At 67.8% G+C, this 18,398-nt stretch carries 16 protein-coding genes; 10 read left to right on the top strand and 6 right to left on the bottom strand.

Annotated features, from left to right (window positions below):
* Positions 1–154 precede the first annotated feature (154 nt).
* Together ASG43_RS09795 and ASG43_RS09800 are read right to left on the bottom strand one after the other, a co-directional pair.
* Complete coding sequence (locus ASG43_RS09795) at positions 155–889, bottom strand: hypothetical protein (RefSeq protein ID WP_082490791.1); 735 nt, start codon at positions 887–889, stop codon at positions 155–157.
* Positions 870–2,060, bottom strand: coding sequence for an AI-2E family transporter (locus ASG43_RS09800; protein WP_056504468.1), 1,191 nt, complete (start codon positions 2,058–2,060; stop codon positions 870–872). The genes ASG43_RS09795 and ASG43_RS09800 overlap by 20 nt, the downstream gene beginning before the upstream one ends.
* A gap of 256 nt (positions 2,061–2,316) precedes the next feature.
* On the opposite strand from ASG43_RS09800, the gene purM reads away from it, so the two are divergent.
* Together purM and purN are read left to right on the top strand one after the other, a co-directional pair.
* Positions 2,317–3,399, top strand: coding sequence for a phosphoribosylformylglycinamidine cyclo-ligase (gene purM / locus ASG43_RS09805; RefSeq protein ID WP_056503762.1), 1,083 nt, complete (start codon positions 2,317–2,319; stop codon positions 3,397–3,399).
* The gene (gene purN, locus ASG43_RS09810) at positions 3,396–4,061 is read left to right on the top strand and encodes a phosphoribosylglycinamide formyltransferase (RefSeq protein ID WP_056503765.1); all 666 of its coding nucleotides are present in this window, start codon (positions 3,396–3,398) and stop codon (positions 4,059–4,061) included. Before purM ends, purN begins: the two co-directional genes overlap by 4 nt.
* Before the next feature lie 100 nt (positions 4,062–4,161).
* On the opposite strand, the gene ndk is transcribed toward purN, so the two are convergent.
* Both ndk and ASG43_RS09820 read right to left on the bottom strand, forming a co-directional pair.
* The gene (gene ndk, locus ASG43_RS09815) at positions 4,162–4,584 is read right to left on the bottom strand and encodes a nucleoside-diphosphate kinase (RefSeq protein WP_056503768.1); all 423 of its coding nucleotides are present in this window, start codon (positions 4,582–4,584) and stop codon (positions 4,162–4,164) included.
* 151 nt (positions 4,585–4,735) lie between these two features.
* Entirely contained in the window at positions 4,736–5,425 is a 690-nt protein-coding gene (locus ASG43_RS09820) for a glutathione S-transferase family protein (RefSeq protein ID WP_056503771.1), read from the bottom strand.
* Between the two features lie 181 nt (positions 5,426–5,606).
* Here ASG43_RS09820 and ASG43_RS09825 point away from each other — a divergent pair, with 181 nt between their 5' ends.
* Positions 5,607–7,493, top strand: coding sequence for an ABC-F family ATP-binding cassette domain-containing protein (locus ASG43_RS09825; RefSeq protein ID WP_056504471.1), 1,887 nt, complete (start codon positions 5,607–5,609; stop codon positions 7,491–7,493).
* A gap of 100 nt (positions 7,494–7,593) precedes the next feature.
* On the top strand, positions 7,594–8,388 hold the full coding sequence (locus tag ASG43_RS09830) for an alpha/beta fold hydrolase (RefSeq protein WP_056503773.1): 795 nt from the start codon (positions 7,594–7,596) through the stop codon (positions 8,386–8,388).
* Positions 8,389–8,420: 32 nt separating this feature from the next.
* Here the strand turns inward: ASG43_RS09830 and ASG43_RS09835 are convergent, their stop codons facing one another.
* Positions 8,421–8,873, bottom strand: coding sequence for a DNA polymerase III subunit chi (locus ASG43_RS09835; protein WP_056503776.1), 453 nt, complete (start codon positions 8,871–8,873; stop codon positions 8,421–8,423).
* 40 nt (positions 8,874–8,913) lie between these two features.
* Entirely contained in the window at positions 8,914–10,422 is a 1,509-nt protein-coding gene (locus ASG43_RS09840; protein ID WP_056503779.1) for a leucyl aminopeptidase, read from the bottom strand.
* Positions 10,423–10,712: 290 nt separating this feature from the next.
* Between ASG43_RS09840 and ASG43_RS09845 the strand changes: the two genes are divergently transcribed.
* From ASG43_RS09845 to rsmA, 6 genes are all read left to right on the top strand, one after another.
* A complete protein-coding gene (locus tag ASG43_RS09845) occupies positions 10,713–11,906 on the top strand; it encodes an LptF/LptG family permease (protein ID WP_056503782.1) in 1,194 nt (397 codons plus the stop codon).
* Positions 11,903–12,982 (top strand): LPS export ABC transporter permease LptG, encoded by a 1,080-nt coding sequence (gene lptG / locus ASG43_RS09850; RefSeq protein WP_056503785.1) that lies wholly within the window; start codon positions 11,903–11,905, stop codon positions 12,980–12,982. Before ASG43_RS09845 ends, lptG begins: the two co-directional genes overlap by 4 nt.
* A 148-nt stretch (positions 12,983–13,130) precedes the next feature.
* A complete protein-coding gene (locus ASG43_RS09855) occupies positions 13,131–15,446 on the top strand; it encodes an LPS-assembly protein LptD (protein WP_244488049.1) in 2,316 nt (771 codons plus the stop codon).
* Between the two features lie 101 nt (positions 15,447–15,547).
* On the top strand, positions 15,548–16,498 hold the full coding sequence (locus tag ASG43_RS09860; protein ID WP_056503794.1) for a SurA N-terminal domain-containing protein: 951 nt from the start codon (positions 15,548–15,550) through the stop codon (positions 16,496–16,498).
* Positions 16,495–17,532, top strand: a complete 1,038-nt coding sequence (gene pdxA / locus ASG43_RS09865) for a 4-hydroxythreonine-4-phosphate dehydrogenase PdxA (RefSeq protein WP_056503797.1) — start codon at positions 16,495–16,497, stop codon at positions 17,530–17,532. Before ASG43_RS09860 ends, pdxA begins: the two co-directional genes overlap by 4 nt.
* On the top strand, positions 17,529–18,359 hold the full coding sequence (gene rsmA / locus ASG43_RS09870; protein WP_056503799.1) for a 16S rRNA (adenine(1518)-N(6)/adenine(1519)-N(6))-dimethyltransferase RsmA: 831 nt from the start codon (positions 17,529–17,531) through the stop codon (positions 18,357–18,359). The genes pdxA and rsmA overlap by 4 nt, the downstream gene beginning before the upstream one ends.
* Positions 18,360–18,398 lie beyond the last annotated feature (39 nt).

Genomic DNA, 18,398 nt, shown 5'->3' on the forward strand with positions numbered 1-18,398 from the left:
GCAGGCCGACGCGATCGACGCCGGCTCGGCCGCGCTGCACTGGCGGCGGTGTCCTCTGGCTCCACGCTTCACTCTCCGTCCCGGGCCGCTCGTCGGCGCTCTACGAACCCTTGTTGCTCATTTCGGTGTCATGGTCAGCCATCTTACCGATATTTCACTCGATTCCCCCGCATTCGACGTCGTCGCCCTCCTCCACCCGTCCCTCAAATTCGGGCAGGCGCAACACACGGGCGAGAAGGCTGCGCGAGATGCGCTCCTTGCGGGCGAGCGCCTCGCGGTCGACACACGCAACGAAGCGGTTGGCCGTGTCGAGGGAGCGCTCCATCCGCGCGGCGGCATAGGCGACGAGCCGAGGGTCGACGGCCATCTGCCGGTCGGCGAAAAGCTTGGCGAGGACGCCTTCGAGGAGCGCGTCGTCCGGCGCGCCGAGCTCCGCGATGGTCGCCGCCTTCAGGCGCGATCGCAGGTCCGGCAGCGCCACGTCCATCTCCGATGGCCGGACGCGCGATGTCAGGAGCACCGTTCCTCCCCCCAGTCGCGCCGCGTTCACGATGGCGAAGATGTCCGATTCCGGCCAGTTCCCGCGATCGACATCGTCGATGACGACGGCGAAGGGCGCGACGTCGAGCACATCGGGCGCGGGCGGCACGGCGCCGGCCATCGCGGCCCAGGCCGATGCCAGATGCGACTTGCCGGCGCCGGCCGGCCCGACGACGAGAAGGACGGGATGCCCCCAGTCCGGCCAGCGGTCGACGGCGGCCACGGCCATGTCGTTCGCCTCGGTGACGATCAGATCGTCCCGGGCGAGCGAGGCGCGATGCGGCAGGTCGAGCGGCAGCTGGGCCGGCGACCCGCCCTGCGCCTCGGGATCAGGCCGTCGAGGACGCATCGGGTGCCGTGGCCGAAGGCTTGAACTCGGCATCGAGCGCCTGACGCATCGGATGACCCTCGATGGCGCCGGGCAGCACCGGCTCCTGGCCGAGCGAGCGGCCGAAATACATCTCGCTCTGGAGATATTGATTGATGACGAAGCGCATCAGCACGCCGACCGCCGCGGCCGCGGGAACCGCGATGAGGAGGCCGACGAAGCCGAACAACGCGCCGAAGGCAAAGAGCGCGAACATCAGCCAGACCGGGTGGAGGCCCACCGACGCGCCGACGAGCTTGGGCTGGAGGATGTTGCCCTCGAGGAACTGCCCGGTGAAGAAGACGGCGAGCGTCGCCACGACCCAGATCCAATCCGGCCAGAACTGCACGAGCGCGACGCCGAGCGCCAGGATCAGCCCGATCGTCGAGCCGACATAGGGCACGAAGGAGATGAGGCCGGCGAAGAGGCCGATCAGGAGCCCGAAGTTCAGGCCCACCAGCGACAGGCCGACGGCGTAATAGGTGCCGAGAAGGAGGCAGACGCTGCTCTGGCCGCGGATGAAGCCGGCCACCGCCCGGTCGATCTCGTTGGCGAGGCGGCGAACCGTCGTCACGTGCTGGCGCGGGATCCAGTCGTCGATCCGCTTCACCATCCGGTCCCAGTCGAGAAGGAGGTAGAAGGCGACGACCGGCGTCACGACGAAGATCGACAGGAAGTTCACGACGGCGAGGCTCGACGTCCAGAGCGAGGCCATGACCGTCGAGACGAGACCCGAGCCTTCGCTGACGATCTTTCCGAAATCCTGCTTCAAGGTCGCCTCGTCGCCGGGGAAGAGCCATTGCAGCGGCCCTGCGCGCGCCTGGAGCGCCAGTTGCTGCAGCCGGTCGAGATAGGTCGGCAGCCGCTCGACGAAGGAGGCGATCTGGCTGCCGATGACGGGCACGATGACGAGAACGGTTCCGGTGAGGACGATGATGAAGACGAGAAGGATGACGAGGCTGGCCGTCAGCCGCGACAGTCCCCGCCGCTCCAGCCAATCGGCCACGGGATCGAGAAAATAGGCGATCGCCATGCCGAAGACGAAGGGCAGGAGGATGCCGCTGAAGATATAGAGAAGGGTCAGCACGACGAGGGCCGTCATGCCCCAGAAGAAGGCCTGCCGGCGAAGCATCCGGCTTCGGTCGCTGCTCATCTCGGCCGTCTCCGCACTGCCCGCCAACGGGAGGCTTCCCGATCCTGCGGTGCGCAGGAGATAGTCAGCGGTGCATGGCGGGGTCAAGGCGCAGATGCGGCCGTCCTGCCCCTCCCCGTCTCCCGAACCCTCTTCGCCGTCCCCCGACGGGCCCTCCTTGTCTCCTGGAGCCTCGACGCGGCCATGGGCAAGGGCGCGCGGCACTTGCCGCGACCGGACTTCCGTGCGACCTCACGATTTCACAGGACAGGTGGCCATGAGCGAGACGACCAACAGCCTCACCTACGCCGATGCCGGCGTCGACATCGATGCCGGCACCGAAATGGTGCGCCGGATCAAGCCGCTGGTGCGTTCGACGCGCCGCCCCGGCGCCGACGGCGAGATCGGCGGATTCGGCGGCCTGTTCGACCTCAAGGCCGCCGGGTTCAACGATCCGGTTCTGGTCGCGGCGAATGACGGCGTCGGCACCAAGCTGAAGATCGCCATCGACACGGGCCTGCACGAGACGATCGGCATCGACCTCGTCGCCATGTGCGTCAACGATCTCGTCGTGCAGGGCGCCGAGCCGCTCTTCTTCCTCGACTATTTCGCGACCGGCAAGCTCGATCCGGAGCAGGGCGAGGCGATCGTCAAGGGCATCGCCGAGGGCTGCAAGCAGGCCGGCTGCGCGCTGATCGGCGGCGAGACGGCGGAAATGCCGGGCCTCTACGCGGAGAAGGACTACGATCTCGCCGGCTTCGCCGTCGGAGCCGCCGAGCGCGGCAAGCTTCTGCCGAGCGGCGCGCTCGCGGCCGGGGACGTCATCCTCGGCCTCGGCTCGTCGGGCGTCCACTCCAACGGCTATTCGCTGGTCCGCCGCATCGTGGCGCTGGCCGGCGCGGATTATGCCGCGCCCGCGCCCTTCGAGACGAGGGCCGCCAGCCTCGGCGAAGCGCTCATCACGCCGACCCGGATCTACGTCCGCAGCCTTCTGGCCGCCATCCGCAACGAGCACGTCGCCGAGCTCGGCGGCATCAAGGCCCTCGCCCACATCACCGGCGGCGGCTTCCCCGAAAACATCCCGCGCGTCCTGCCGGATCATCTCGCCGCCGAGATCGACCTCTTCGCCATCCAGACCCCGCCGGTCTTCCGCTGGCTCGCCCGGACCGGCAACGTCGCGCCCGCGGAAATGCTGCGCACCTTCAACTGCGGCATCGGCATGATCGTCGTCGTCTCGCAGGCCGAGGCCGCCGCGGTCTCGGCGATCCTCCAGAGCGAGGGTGAAAGCGTCGTCCCGCTCGGCCGCCTCGTCCACCGAAACGGCGAGGCGGTCCTCTTCAACGGCGAGCTCGCTCTTTGACGGTTCCGAAGAAGCGCGTCGTCGTGCTCCTCTCGGGGCGCGGCTCGAACATGGGGGCCCTCGTCGAGGCCGCGAAATCGCCGGACTATCCGGCCGAGATCGTTGCGGTCATCTCCGACAAGGCCAATGCCGGGGGCTTGGGTCTCGCGCACGAGCACGGCATTCCCGCCATCGCCGTGCCGCGACAGGGCCACGCCGACAAGGCCGCTCACGAGGCGGCGGTGATCGCGGCGATCGAGGCGGCAGAGCCCGATCTCGTCTGCCTCGCCGGCTACATGCGCCTTCTCTCGGCCGATTTCTGCGAGCGCTTCGCGGGACGGATGATCAACATCCATCCCTCGCTGCTCCCGCTCTTTCCCGGCCTCGACACCCATGCCCGCGCGTTGGCCGCAGGCGTTCGCCTCCATGGCGCGAGCGTCCATTTCGTGACCTTCGAAATGGATGGCGGCCCGATCATCGCCCAGGGCGCGGTTCCCGTCTCGGCGGACGACACGCCGGACAGCCTCGCCGCTCGCGTCCTCAAGGCCGAACATCATCTCTATCCCCATGCGCTGCGACTCGTGCTCGACGGCAAGGCACGGTTCGAGGAGGGGCGCACCGTGTTCGCGGGGATCGAACCCGCCGACGACGCCGTCCGGCTGATCGCGCCGGCCATCGCCTGAGCGCGGAAGCGCCGGACGGCGACGCAGCCCGGCCCACGAAAAAACCCGGCCGCTCCTTCGAGCGACCGGGTTCGTCATGTCGAGACGTCGAGGGCTGGGTTCAGCCGACGATCTCGGTCTGCGAGAACCAGTAAGCGATCTCCTCGGCTGCCGTTTCCGGTGCATCCGAACCGTGGACCGAGTTCTCGCCGATCGACAGCGCATGCGCCTTGCGGATCGTGCCCTCGGCGGCCTGGGTCGGGTTGGTCGCGCCCATGATCTCGCGGTTGCGCGCGATCGCGTTCTCGCCTTCCAGAACCTGGACGATCGTCGGGCCGGCCGACATGGATTCGACGAGTTCGCCGAAGAACGGACGCTCCTTGTGGACGGCGTAGAAGCCCTCCGCATCGCGCTGGCTCATCCACACGCGCTTGGACGCCACGACCCGAAGGCCCGCCTCTTCCAGCATCTTGGTGATCGCGCCGGTGAGGTTGCGACGCGTCGCGTCGGGCTTGATCATGGAAAAGGTGCGTTCGACCGCCATCGTGTTCGTCCTTGATGTCTGAAGGGGAATGGGATGGGCGCTCTATAGACGGGCGTCCCCCGGGCGGCAAGGCTCCGCTGGACGCCGCCCGCCCGCCGGCAAACGGCGACCGGGGCTTTCGGGGGGATCGAGGTCCGGCGCTGCGTCCTCGTCAGGCCGCCGCCGGAACGCTCCGTCCGTCCCCGCCATGAAGATCGAGGCACCGCTCGAACCAGTCCGCCACTGCGGCGCTCGCCGGCAGGATGGCGAAGGGCGAGGAGATGCGCGCCCATTGGAAGGCGCCGAAGACGATGTAATCGGCAAAGAGCGGGCTCTCGCCGCCAAGGAACGGCGAGCGGCCGAGGAGGAAGTTGAGCGGCTTCAACGTCTCGGCGTGAAAGGCCGGCAGGCGGGCCTCGCGGCCGACCGGCACGGCTTCGAGCGTCGTCCCGAGCCGGGCTTCGCGGCTCTGGCGGAAATAAGCCTGGTCGGTCCCGTCGAGCCCGTCATGGAGGTCGAGCACGGCTGTCGAGACGATGAAGGGGTGAAGAGCCGTCTGGCACCAGCTCTCAACGAAACGCGACAGCCGCCGCCCGCCCTCGCCCGCAAACAGCGTCGGGCGATCGGGATAGGCGTCCTCCAGGTGTTCGGCGATGGCGAAGCTGTCGGCGACGAGCGTTCCGCCGTCCCGCAGCACGGGAACGATCTTCGAAAACCCGTTCTCGACGAGCGGCACCTGCGTGAAGGGCACCGGCCGGGTCTCGATCTCGAAGCCCTTGTGCCGCAGCGCCATGCGCGCCTTCCAGCAATGCGGCGAGAAGGGCCGAGAGGGATCGGCGCCGACGAGTTCGTAGAGGATCATGGGGGTGTTTCCAAGGAAAAGGGGACCAAGCCTGCGTTCAGCATAAAGCATGCGGGTTTTCCGTCACCTCGTCTTCGCCCGGCATGGCGTCACCGCGAACCTCATCTTCGACGCGGGTTCCCATTCCCCGCAGGTCGACGCGCTCTTCCCCCTCGCCCGTCCGCATGGCAAACCTCCCCGCATGCTTCAGATCACCGACCTTTCGGCGCGCGTCGCCGGGCGCCTCCTCATCGATCATGCCAGCCTGACGCTACCGGCGGGAACCAAGGCCGGGCTCGTCGGGCGCAACGGCGCGGGCAAGTCCACGCTGTTCCGCGTCATCACGGGTGATCTCGCCTCCGAATCGGGAAGCGTCTCGATTCCGCGGGGCACGCGCATCGGTCAGGTGGCGCAGGAGGCGCCCGGTACCGAGGAATCGCTGATCGAGATCGTGCTCAAGGCGGATACCGAGCGGCTGGCGCTCCTCGCGGAGGCCGAGACGGCGAGCGATGCGGGACGCATTTCCGAGATCCAGCTTCGCCTCTCCGACATCGAGGCGCATTCGGCGGAGGCCCGCGCCGGCGCGATCCTGTCCGGCCTCGGCTTCGACGCGGCGGCGCAGGCGCGGCCCGCCTCGTCCTTTTCCGGCGGCTGGCGCATGCGCGTCGCGCTCGGCGCCGTCCTGTTCTCGCGTCCCGATCTTCTCCTCCTCGACGAGCCGACGAACTATCTCGACCTCGAAGGCACGCTCTGGCTGGAGAACTTCGTCGCGCGCTATCCCTACAGCGTGCTCCTCATCAGCCACGATCGCGACGTCCTCAACAACGCCGTCAACACGATCGTCCATCTCGACCAGAAGAAGCTCGTCCTCTACCGCGGCAACTACGACAATTTCGAACGCCAGCGCGCCGAGAAGATGGAGCTGCTGCAGAAGGCGAAGGTGAAGCAGGACGCCGAGCGCAAGCACATGGAGGCCTTCGTCGAGCGCTTCCGCGCCAAGGCGACGAAAGCGCGACAGGCGCAGAGCCGCCTGAAGGCGCTGCAGCGCATGAAGCCGCTCGCCTCCGTCATCGAGGAGCATGTCCAGCCCTTCGCCTTCGAGGAGCCGGTGAAGCGGCCCGCTTCGCCGATCATCCGGATGGAGAAGGTCGCGGTCGGCTACGGCGAGGCCAAGCCGATCCTGTCGAACCTGACATTGCGGATCGACACGGACGACCGCATCGCGCTGCTCGGCGCGAACGGCAACGGCAAGTCGACCTTCGCCAAACTGCTCGCGGAACGACTGACCGCGCAGTCCGGCGAGGTCACGCGGGCACCGGGGCTGAAGATCGCCTTCTTCGCCCAGCACCAGATCGACGACCTCCGGCCCGCCGAATCCGCCGTCCAGCACGTCCGCCGGCTGATGCCCGACGCGCCGGAGGCCAGGGTCCGCTCGCGCGTCGCGCGGATGGGCCTTGCGACGGAGAAGATGGACACGCCGGCCGACGCCTTGTCGGGCGGCGAGAAGGCGCGTCTTCTCATGGGGCTCGCCACCTTCGACGCGCCGAACCTCCTCATCCTCGACGAGCCGACGAACCATCTCGATATCGATTCGCGCGAGGCGCTCGTGCGCGCGCTGAACGATTATCCCGGCGCCGTCATCCTGATCAGCCATGACCGCCACATGGTGGAGGCGACCGTCGACCGGCTGTGGATCGTCGGCGACGGCACGGTCTCGCGCTACGAAGGCGATCTCGACGAGTACAAGCAGCTGATCCTGTCGGCGCGACGCGGCGGCGGGGCCAAGGACGACGCGGAGGACGGCAAGGCGAGCCGCGCGGACCTTCGGCGCGACGCCGCGCAGAAGCGCGAGGCGCTCGCCCCGATGCGAAAGGAGATCAAGGCGCTGGAGAGCCGTATGGCCAAGCTCCAGGCGTCGATCGGGGATCTCGACGGAAAGCTCGCCGACGTCTCCCTCTACACCAAAGATCCCGCCAAGGCCTCCGAGCTCGCCAAGAAGCGGTCCGATGCGGCGAAGTCCCTGGCCGAGATCGAAGAGACCTGGCTGCTGATGTCGGAGGAGCACGAGGCGCTTCTGGCCGAAAGCTGAGCCTGACGTTAACCCTGTCCGGAATTTCATCTCCCCGCGACCTCGCTACCGGGTCGTCGCGGCGCTATCGTTAAGAAGATCTTAACGAGAGTTGCGGGCCATGATTTCCGTCACCGGCGCACGCTGGATCTCTCTCGGGCTCGCCGGACTTCTCGCACTGCAGATCGCGGGGTCCGCGGACGCCATCGAGCGCGTTCCGCGGCCGAGCGTTTCAGGGTTCGCCGAGGTCGACGGCATCTCGCTGTTTTATCAGGTCTACGGTTCGGGCGATCCCATCCTTCTCATCCATGGCGGCCTGTCCGACAGCGACGTCTGGCGTCGGCAGCTCGGCATCCTGTCCCGGAAGCATCGCGTGATCGTCGCCGACAGCCGCGGCCAGGGCCGCTCGACCCGCGACGAGACGCCGATCACCTACGCGCTGATGGCGGACGACTATCTCGCGTTGCTGGATCAGCTCGGCGAGCGCGCCGTCGCGCTGGTCGGCTGGAGCGACGGCGGGATCATCGGGCTCGACATCGCGATCCGCCATCCCGAACGTCTGACGCGCATGTTCATCCAGGCCGCGAACGCCACACCGGACGGCGCGCTGGCCTACGATCCGACGAAGGACGTGCCGGAGCTGAAGCATTACGCGGATGTCGGCAAGGAGATCCACGCGCTCTGGGCGAACGAGCCGAACTTCACGCCCGACCAGCTGTCGTCGATCTCCGTCCCGACGGAGATCGTCATCGGCGAGCATGACGAGGCGATCAGCCGCGAGCACACGATCTTCATCGCCAACACCATTCCCGGCGCGCGCTTCGTCATCCTGCCCGATGTCGGCCATTCCGCACCCGTCGAGGATCCGAAAGGCTATGCCGAAGCGGTGCTGAACTTCATCGACGGGACCAGCTGACGCGCGACGACCCCTCCGGCCGGGACGGCCCGTCAGGCCTTCTTCACCCAGCGGCGCTCGTCGGTCTGCTGCCAATAGGTGACCGCGTGCCCCTCCGCCTTCTCGACCTTCCAGCGCTCGCGGGCGCCGGCGAGCTGGTCCTGGTCATGGCCATCGAAGAGATAGACGCCGCGCTGAAGGCCTTGGAGCGAGGAGGGCACGGCTCCCTCCACCATGAACCGAACCTGCGGATCGTTCGCCACCTGCGCCGGATCGAGGGTCAGGAGAACCGGCTGGAGCGCGCCGCTGGAGGCCGCGTCGGTGCCGTGCGGCAGGAACGAATCCTCCCGGAAGGTCCAGAGATGCTGGTCGAGCGCGTCGCGCGTCGCGGCGCTCGTGCATTGCACGACGACCCGCCAGCCGCGCGAGAGCGACCGCTCGAGGAGGTCGGGCAGAGCCTCCTCGAGCCGGCTTTCGGTCAGGTGGTAGAAGAGGACCTCGGCCATCCCTCGGCTTTCCGGACCCTGGCCGGACCCCGGCCGGTCCTCAGGCGGTCTCGTAGCTCGTCGCGACCAGTTGGTTGAGCAGCCGGACGCCGAAGCCGGACGCCCAGGACTGGTTGTACTCGTTGGCCGGCGAGCCCATGGCCGTTCCCGCGATGTCGAGATGGGCCCAGGGCACGTCGTTGACGAAGCGCTGCAGGAACTGCGCCGCGGTGATCGAGCCCGCCGCGCGCCCGTTGCCGATGTTCTTGATGTCGGCGAACTTGCCTTCGATCATCTTGTCGTATTCCGGTCCGAGCGGCAGGCGCCAGACCTTCTCGCCCGTCGCCTTGCCGGCGGCGTGGAGCTTCTCGGAGAGGTCGTCGTCGTTGGAGAAGAGGCCGGCATGGTGGCTGCCGAGGGCGACGATGATGGCGCCGGTCAGCGTCGCGAGGTTGACCATGAACTTCGGCTTGAAGCGGTCCTGGCAATACCAGAGCGCATCGGCGAGGACGAGCCGGCCTTCCGCGTCGGTGTTCAGGACCTCGATCGTCGTGCCGGACATGGCCGTCACGATGTCGCCGGGGCGCTGGGCGAGCCCGTCCACGGAGTTCTCGACGAGGCCGACGATGCCGACGACGTTGACCTTGGCCTTGCGCCCGGCCAGCGCCCTCATGAGGCCTGTGACGGCGGCGGCGCCGCCCATGTCGCCCTTCATCTCGTCCATGGATGCGGCCGGCTTGATCGAGATGCCGCCGGTGTCGAAGACGACGCCCTTGCCGACGAAGGCGACCGGCGCCTCGCCGTCCTTGCCGCCGTTCCAGCGCATGATCGCCATGCGGCCGGGCCGCGGCGAGCCCTGCGCGACGCCGAGCAGAGCGTCCATCTTCAGCGCGGCCATCTGCTTCTCGTCGAGGATCTCCACCTCGACGCCGACGGCCGAGAGAGCCTCGATGCGCGTTGCGAATTCGACGGGGCCGAGCACGTTCGCCGGCTCGTTCACGAGATCGCGCGCGAGCACGACGCCTTCGACCACCGCCTCGTGCAGCGCATAGGCCGCCCGTGCGGCGTCGGGATCTGCGACGGCGAGCGTCACGGCGGCGGCGACGTCCTTGGAAGCCTCCTCCTCCTCGGCGCCCTTCTTCGGCTTCTTCGACTTGTAGGTGTCGAAATTGTAGGCGCGCAGCACGATGCCGGCCGCGATGGCGGCGGCTTCGTCGGGGCCGAGTGCGCCGTCCGGGCCCTCGCACCAGATCGTGATCGTCTCGGCGCCCTTGGTCTTCCCCGCGATCGAACCGCCGACCTTCAGCCAGTCCTCCTCGCCATAGGGCTTCTCGCCCTTGATGCCGACGGCGAGGACGCGGTCGAGTTCACTATCGGCGGGAGCGAGGAGATCGAGACTGGCGAGGCTCTTTCCCTTGAACTTCGAGATGCCCGCGCCGCGTGCGATCGCGGTCGCGACCGGCTGCGGCACCGAGGCCGCCAGGGACCCGCCCTCCCCTGCGAGCACCGCGAGCACGCCGCCGGCGGGCGCGGTCAGCGCCGAGAAGCTGATGGTCGGTTTGGTGGACATGAAGGCTCCGATCGGATGGGCATGGGACCGCGGACGGACGGCTCCGAACGGAGCCGGGCAGCGTGCGGCCGACGTGTTGCAAAGGACACAGCCGCAATGGTGGACACCGGCCCCGTCTTTGCAAGGCCACGAGCGAGGGTTAAGGCATGATCAACCATGTTCGTTCGTCCTTCTTTAGCCAAGCTGGCGCAGTCTGTGCAAACGCCATCCAGCCGAAAGGGCGATCTTCCGCGTCCCAGAACACCGGGACCCGCTCCAACGATGAGAAGACCACTGAAGCGATCGTGCCCATGAGCCTTCTCGAGAGATACATCTTCCGCCGGGCGATGACCTTCGCCCTCGGGTCGCTCGGATCGCTGGTCGTCATCGTATGGGTCGTGCAGGCGCTCCAGCGCGTGGACATCGTTCGCACCAGCGCGTCGGCGGTCGGCAACATCTTCTACATCGCACTCATGCTGCTGCCCGATCTCGCGGCGGGCGTGATCCCGTTCGCGGTGCTCATCGGCTCCGTACAGGCGCTGAACTCGCTGAACGCCGATTCGGAACGGGCGGTGATCGCGGCCTCCGGCGCCTCCGGCAAGGTCGTTCTGACGCCCATCCTCGTCCTCGGTTTCATCGCGGCCCTCGCGACGCTCTTCAATTCGCACGTGCTCGGCCCCGCCGCGCAGCGCGGCTTCCACGACGGCCTTCGCACGATCAACGCCGACGCGATCACGCTGTTTCTCCAGCCCGGCCGTTTCGAAGAGGTTCAGGACGGGCTCGTGATGAGCGTTTCGGAGGTGCGCGGCTCCACGGTGGAAGGGCTGTTCCTGTCCGACCAGCGCGACCCGACGGTCGACCTCACCTACTTCGCCAAGGAAGCGCGCCTCGTGGAAGAGGACGGGCAATCGCTGCTCCTCCTCTACGACGGCCAGCTCCATCGCAAGACGAACGACGACGCGGCGATCTCGATCATCCAGTTCCAGACCTACGCCTTCGATCTCGCCACGTTGAAGCCGCGCAGCGACGGCGACTGGATCCGGACATCCGAGCGCTCGACCCTCGAGCTCTTCCATCCCGATCCGAACGACGAGAGCTATCAGGCCAAGCCCCAAGGCTTCACGCGCGAGCTCGCGCAGCGCTTCACCGACTGGCTCTACCCGATCGCCTTCGCGCTCTGGGCCGTCGCCGTCGCCGCGCATCCGCGCACCAACCGCCAGGGGGCGGGACCGGCCATGCTGCTCGGACTGGTCGGCGCACTCTTCCTGAAGGCGCTGGGTTTCGTGACCCTGTCGCTGGTCGAACGCGACACGCGGATGCAGTGGCTGGTCTACGCCGTCCCGCTTCTATCGATCACGGCGAGCCTCGTGCTGATCCGCGCCGATATCGCGGTCTCGCAACTGCCGATCATCGACCGCATCTCGGACGGGTTCCGCGCCACGGCGCGCGGGCTGAAGCGGCTGCTGCCGTCGGCGACGACGGCCGGTGGAGGTCCGCGACCGTGAGCTGGACCCTCAACGTCTACTTCCTGCGCCGCTTCGTCGCCAACTTCCTCGCCACGATCGCGGTGCTCTTCGCGCTCGTCTATCTCATCGACATGATCGAGGTCAGCCGTCGCGGGCGCTTCTCGGACGCCGGATTCAGCACGATCGCCGCGATATCGGCGTTGCGGGTGCCGGCCTTCATCGAACAGGCCTTCCCGTTCGCGGTCCTTTTCGCCGCGATCTTCACGCTCCTGTCGCTGAACCGGAAGCTCGAGCTGGTCGTGGCGCGAGCGGCCGGCGTCTCGGTCTGGCAGATCCTGTTTCCCTTCATCCTCGGATCGATCCTGCTCGGCCTCGCCGCGACCTTCCTCTACAATCCCCTCGCCGCCTTCGCGCAGGCGCGTTCGGCGGGGATCCAGACGGAGCTGACCGGCGGCGACACCACATCGGGCGATACGCGCGCGCCGTTCCTGCGCCAGTTCGGCGAAGGCGTGGATTCCATCATCGGCGCCAAGGCCGTCTCCGACGGCGGGCTGCGGCTCGGCGGCGTCACCGCCTATGTCATGGCCGCGGACGGAACGGTCAGCCAGCGCATCGACGCGCCCTCCGCCCGGCTCGACGAGGGCGTCTGGCGCATCGAGTCGCCGATCGTCACGCGGCCGGGCTTCACGCCGGACCGGTTGCCCTTCTACGATCTGCCGACCTCGCTGCGGCCCGAATATGTCGAGCAGCGCCTCGCCGATCCACAGGCCATTCCGATCTGGGATCTCGGCTCGAAGATCGAGGTGGCCCGGAGCCTCGGCTACAACGCCGAAGCTTTTGCCATGCATTACAACACGTTGATCGCAAAGCCCGCGCTCTTCGTCGCCATGACTCTTCTCGCCGCGACCGTCGCGGTGAGGTTCAACCGCACGGGCCAATCCAGCCGAACGATCGCCGGTGGCATCGCGGCGGGCTTCGTGCTTTATGTCGTCACGTTCCTGGCACAGGCACTCGGCAGCAACTCTGTGGTTCCGCCGGTGGTAGCGGCATGGTTCCCGGTGTTGGCGGCAGGGTTGTTCGGGGTGACGATTCTGCTCCACCAGGAGGATGGTTAGTATGGTAGCGAGGGGGAACTCGCGCCCGTCGAAGGCTGGTGGCCGCAAGCTCGCATGGACTGCGAGCGTGGCGTTCTGTGCCCTTTGGTGCGCTTCATTTCCGGCGTCCGCGCAGGACGCGATCAATCCGCTGGCGGCGACCGTCAGTGTGCCGTCCGACGCGCAGCTCTTCCTGGAGGCGGACACCGTCACCTACGAGAGCGATTCCGCCATCGTGACGGCATCGGGCGGCGTGCAGATCGACTATGGCGGCTACAAGCTCGTCACGCGCGAGGTCGTCTACAACCAGAAGACCCGGCGCCTCGTCGCCAAGGGGGACGTCGTGCTGCTGCAGCCGGACGGCACGCGCGTCTATGCCGACAGCGCCGACATCACGGACGACTTCGCCGACGGCTTCGTCTCGGCCCTTCGCATCGAGACGACCGAGAACACGCGCTTCGCCGCGGCCGGCGCCGTGCGCGAGGAGGGCAATGTCACGACCTTCGAGCAGGGCGTCTACACGGCCTGCGAAGCCTGCCGTGAGCATCCCGAACGGGCCCCGCTCTGGCAGGTCAAGGCGCGCAAGATCGTCTGGGACCAGAAGGAGAAGGTCGTCCGCTATTACGGGGCCAAGTTCGAGCTCTACGGCCAGCCGATCGCCTACCTCCCCTATTTCCAGGCCGCCGATCCGACGGTGAAGCGCAAGAGCGGCTTCCTCGTTCCGACGGTCAAGTCGTCCTCCGAGACGGGCGTCGGCCTTCGCGTGCCCTATTTCATCGCCCTGTCGGATTCGATGGATGCGACGGTCGCGGGCACCTACTATTCCAAGCAGGGTTTCCTCGGCGAGGTCGAGTTCCGGCAGGCGACCGAGAACGGCTACTTCACGATCCAGGCCGCGGGCATCTCGCAGAACGATCCCGGCGCCTTCGACGCCGGCACGCCCGACACGTTCGAAACCGAACGCGGCATGATCGGCACGACCGGACAGTTCGCGCTGAGCGACCAGTGGACCTTCGGCTGGGACATCCTCGCGCAGAGCGACCAGAACTTCGCGCGCACCTACGAGATCGAGAACTTCGACGAGACGTTCCACACGTCGGAGATCTACCTGACGGGCCTCGGCGACCGCAGCTTCTTCGACCTGCGGGCGCAGCGCTTCGACAACCAGAGCGACGATCCGCGCGACCAGGACGTGCAGCCGGAGGTGTTCCCGACGCTCGACTACGAGCGCATCGAGGAGGGCCCGCTCGGCGGCGAGGTCGAGATCGACGTCAACGCCACCAACCTCCATCGCGGGGATGCCGACACGCGGGCGGCCAACTTCCTCCTCTGCGAGCCACGCTTCATCGTGAACGACCTCTGCTCGTTCACGGCGGCCAGCGGGGTGGGGCGCACCTTCCCTTATCGCGACGACTTCTTCCGCCGTCAGGCGCTGGAGGGCGATTACAGCCGCGGCACGATCGAGGCGGAATGGCGCCGTTCGCTAGTGACCGAAGCCGGCCTCGTTTTGACACCCTCGCTCGGCGTTCGTGGCGATGCCTATCGCGCCGACATGTCGAGCCCGGGCTTCGTCTTCCCCGCCGATATCGCGGTCGGGCGCCGCAACGCTCGCACCCTCGGCGGCATCACCGTCGACGAGGAGGGGTTCCGCGGCATGGCGACGGCCGCGCTCGAAGCGCGCTATCCCGTCGTCGTCGAGACGGCCAATTCCTCGCACGTGATCGAGCCGATCGCCCAGCTTCTGGTGCGGCCGGACGAGATGGAGGCCGGCCTCCTTCCGAACGAGGATGCGCAGAGCCTCGTCTTCGATGCGTCCAACCTTTTCGCGAAAGACAAGTTCTCGGGCTACGACCGCGTCGAGGGCGGCACCCGCGCCAATGTCGGCCTGCGCTACGCGGGCACGTTCGAGGGCGGTTATGCGCTCGACGCGACCGTCGGACAGTCCTTCCACCTCGCCGGCGAAAACCCCTTCCGGAACGCCGATCTCGCGCTGGTCGGCTACGATTCGGGGCTTGAGAGCGACCGTTCGGACTATCTCGGCTCGCTCGCGCTCTCGACCCCGATCGGCGTGGAGCTCGGCGTCCAGGGCCGCTTCGACGAGGACAATCTCGAGGTGCGCCGCACGGATCTGGCGGCCAGCTACAATTTCGCGCGCGGCGGCGTCGGCGTATCCTATTCCTATATCGCGGACCAGCCGATCTACGGCTTCGCCACCGATCGCAGCCAGGTCGGCACCAACGCCTCGCTGAAGCTCAACGAGAACTGGACGGCGTTCGGCGCCCTCGGCTACGACATCGAAAACGCGACGCTGATCTCGCGTTCGGTCGGCCTTCAGTATCTCGACGAGTGCTTCAGCATCATGGCGAGCTATCGCAGCACCGAGGACAGCTACCGGATCAACGACGCGCAGAACACGCTGCTCTTCAAGATCGGGCTTCGGACGATCGCCGACTTCGACTATTCCTACGATCTCAGCCAGAACTGATCGCGACCATCGTTTCGCCAAAGCTTGAGACTAGGGAGCCTTCCAACGCCCAGCGAGACGGGGAACGATCCCGCCGCACAGACCCTTCGGGAGCCCGACGCATGCCGATCGCACGAAACCTTCTCCTGCGCCCGGCGCTCGCACTGATCCTCGTGGCCTCCGGCGCCGCATCGGCCGGTCTCGTCGGCGCGACGCCGGCCCTGGCGGCATCCGAGATCACCGTGATCGTCAACAAGGAGCCGATCACGACCTTCCAGGTCCGGCAGCGGTCGGCCTTCCTGAAGCTCCGGCGCGTCAGCGGCAATCTCCAGCAGCAGGCGACGGACGAGCTGATCGACGAAGCGCTGAAGCGCCAGGAAACCAAGCGTCGCGGCATCTCCATTCCCGATGCGATGGTCGAACAGGCCTTCCAGAAGTTCGCGGGCGACAACAAGCTGACCACGCAGCAGCTCGGTCAGGTCCTGACGCAGGCCGGTTTCTCGGAAAAGGCCTTCAAGGACTACATCCGGGTGCAGATGGGCTGGGGTCAGGCCGTCCAGGCCAACATGCGCAAGTCCGAAACGATGAGCGAGCAGGATGTCGTGCAGCGCATGCTGAAGGAGGGCGGAAACAAGCCCTCGACGACGGAATACACCCTGCAGCAGGTGATCTTCGTCGTGCCGGAGGCCAAGCGCAAGGCGATGGTCGGCCAGCGCATGAAGGAAGCCAATGCCATGCGGCAGAGGTTCCAGTCCTGCCCGGCGACCTACGATCTCGCCAAGGGCCTGCGCGACGTCACCGTGCGCGAACTCGGCCGCGTGCCGCAGCCGGCGCTGCCCGAGCGCTGGAAGGACCCGATCATCAAGGCCGGCAAGGGCACCACGCCCGCACAGGAGACCGAGCGCGGCGTCGAATATCTCGCCATCTGCGAGACGCGCAGCGTGTCCGACGACAAGGTCGCGGCCATGGTCTTCCAGACGCAGGACATGGAGAAGCTCGGGAAGTCGGGCGATGGGCCGGATGCCAAGCTCCTGAAGCAGTTGAAGGACAAGGCGGCGATCATCCGGCGATGAGGGCCGGACCCGCCTCGTCCCCCTGCCTCGTCGTCACGCTCGGCGAGCCGAGCGGCGTCGGCCCCGACATCGCGCTCGACGCCTATCGTCGCCGCGCCGAGCGTAAGCTCGCGCCGTTCGCCGTCTTCGCCGATCCCGCCATGCTCCGGGCCCGGGCCGACCGTCTCGGCTACGACATCCCCTTCCGGGAGATCGACTCGCCGGACGAGACGGCGGCCGCCTTCGCGGCGGCGTTGCCGATCCTGCCGCTGGTCAATCGCCAGGACGAACGTCCGGGGCGTCTCGACCCGTTCAACGCGCTCGGCACGGTCGAAGCGATCGATCGCGCGGCGGCGGCGGTCCTCGACGGCCGTGCGGGCGCGATGGTGACCGGGCCGATCGACAAGAAGGCGCTCTACGACGCCGGTTTCCGCCATCCCGGCCACACGGAATATCTCGCCGACCTCTGCGCGGCCCGGGGCGCGGGCTCGTTCATGCCGGTCATGCTGCTCGCCGGCCCCGAACTCTCCTGCGTGCCCGTCACGATCCATGTGCCCCTGCGCGACGTTCCGGAGCTTCTGACGACCGCCCTGATCGTCGAGACCGGGCGCATCGTCGCCGACCATTACGTTCGCCATTTCGGCATCGCCAGGCCGCGCATCGCCGTGTCGGGCCTCAATCCGCATGCCGGCGAGCGCGGAGCGATCGGACGAGAGGACGAGGACGTGATCGCGCCGGCCGTGGCGCGGCTCGCGGCCGAGGGAATCCAAGCCTTCGGCCCCCTCCCCGCCGATACGATGTTCCACGCCGAGGCGCGCGCCGGCTACGACGTTGCGCTCTGCATGTATCACGATCAGGCGCTGATCCCGGCCAAGGCCCTCGCCTTCGACGAGACGGTCAACGTGACGCTCGGCCTGCCGCTGATCCGCACCTCCCCGGACCACGGGACGGCCGCGACGCTGGCCGGCACGGGGCGCGCGCGCCCGGCGAGCTTCATGGCCGCGCTCGTCCTCGCCGACCGGATGGTCCGCCGCGCCGCGATCCGCGCCGCGTGAGCGCCGCTCCGGACGGCCTGCCGCCGCTTCGCGAGGTCCTGCGCCGGCATGGGCTGGACCCGAAGAAGGCCCTCGGGCAGAACTTCCTTCTCGATCTCAACCTGACGGGAAAGATCGCACGGCAGGCGGCTCCGCTCGGCGGGCATGTCGTCGTCGAGATCGGGCCGGGACCCGGCGGACTGACGCGGGCGCTTCTCGCCGAGGGCGCCGATCATGTCGTCGCGATCGAGAAGGACCCGCGCTGCCTGGAGGCGCTCGCCGAGATCGCGGCGCACCATCCCGGCCGGCTGACCGTCATCTCCGGCGATGCTCTGAAGGTCGACATCGCAACGCTCGCCGACGGACGCCGCATGAAGGTCGTCGCGAATCTTCCCTACAATGTCGGCACGCAACTCCTCTTGAACTGGATCGGCGGCGAGACCTGGCCGCCCGCCTGGAGCGACCTGACGCTGATGTTCCAGCGCGAGGTGGCCGAGCGCATTGTGGCAGCTCCGGGCTCGGACGCCTACGGCCGGCTCGGCGTGCTCGCGGGCTGGCGAACGCGCTCGCGCATTCTCTTCGACGTTCCTCCCGAGGCCTTCACGCCGCCGCCCAAAGTGACGTCCTCGGTGATCCGCATCGAGCCGCGCGCGGAGCCGATCGACGTGCCGCTGGCGCGTCTGGAGGCCGTGACCGCCGCCGCCTTCGGACAGCGGCGCAAGATGCTGCGGCAGAGCCTGAAGTCGCTCGGCGGCGAAGCGCTTCTCCTGCGGGCCGGCATCGACCCGCAGCGCCGGGCCGAAACGCTCGACATCGCCGAATTCTGTCGTCTGGCCAAGCTCGCCTGAACGGGCCGGAATGCTCCGGACCGACGGCTCCCGAGGGAA

It is taken from the genome of Aureimonas sp. Leaf454, from assembly GCF_001424685.1.
Taxonomy (GTDB): domain Bacteria; phylum Pseudomonadota; class Alphaproteobacteria; order Rhizobiales; family Rhizobiaceae; genus Plantimonas.

What these genes read in the sequence shown, in the direction of transcription:
- ASG43_RS09795 (WP_082490791.1), bottom strand. Translation starts at nt 889, where the DNA reads ATGCGTCCTCGACGGCCTGATCCCGAGGCGCAGGGCGGGTCGCCGGCC.
- ASG43_RS09800 (WP_056504468.1), bottom strand. Translation starts at nt 2,060, where the DNA reads ATGAGCAGCGACCGAAGCCGGATGCTTCGCCGGCAGGCCTTCTTCTGG.
- purM (WP_056503762.1), top strand. Translation starts at nt 2,317, where the DNA reads ATGAGCGAGACGACCAACAGCCTCACCTACGCCGATGCCGGCGTCGAC.
- ndk (WP_056503768.1), bottom strand. Translation starts at nt 4,584, where the DNA reads ATGGCGGTCGAACGCACCTTTTCCATGATCAAGCCCGACGCGACGCGT.
- ASG43_RS09820 (WP_056503771.1), bottom strand. Translation starts at nt 5,425, where the DNA reads ATGATCCTCTACGAACTCGTCGGCGCCGATCCCTCTCGGCCCTTCTCG.
- ASG43_RS09825 (WP_056504471.1), top strand. Translation starts at nt 5,607, where the DNA reads ATGCTTCAGATCACCGACCTTTCGGCGCGCGTCGCCGGGCGCCTCCTC.
- ASG43_RS09830 (WP_056503773.1), top strand. Translation starts at nt 7,594, where the DNA reads ATGATTTCCGTCACCGGCGCACGCTGGATCTCTCTCGGGCTCGCCGGA.
- ASG43_RS09835 (WP_056503776.1), bottom strand. Translation starts at nt 8,873, where the DNA reads ATGGCCGAGGTCCTCTTCTACCACCTGACCGAAAGCCGGCTCGAGGAG.
- ASG43_RS09840 (WP_056503779.1), bottom strand. Translation starts at nt 10,422, where the DNA reads ATGTCCACCAAACCGACCATCAGCTTCTCGGCGCTGACCGCGCCCGCC.
- ASG43_RS09845 (WP_056503782.1), top strand. Translation starts at nt 10,713, where the DNA reads ATGAGCCTTCTCGAGAGATACATCTTCCGCCGGGCGATGACCTTCGCC.
- ASG43_RS09860 (WP_056503794.1), top strand. Translation starts at nt 15,548, where the DNA reads ATGCCGATCGCACGAAACCTTCTCCTGCGCCCGGCGCTCGCACTGATC.
- pdxA (WP_056503797.1), top strand. Translation starts at nt 16,495, where the DNA reads ATGAGGGCCGGACCCGCCTCGTCCCCCTGCCTCGTCGTCACGCTCGGC.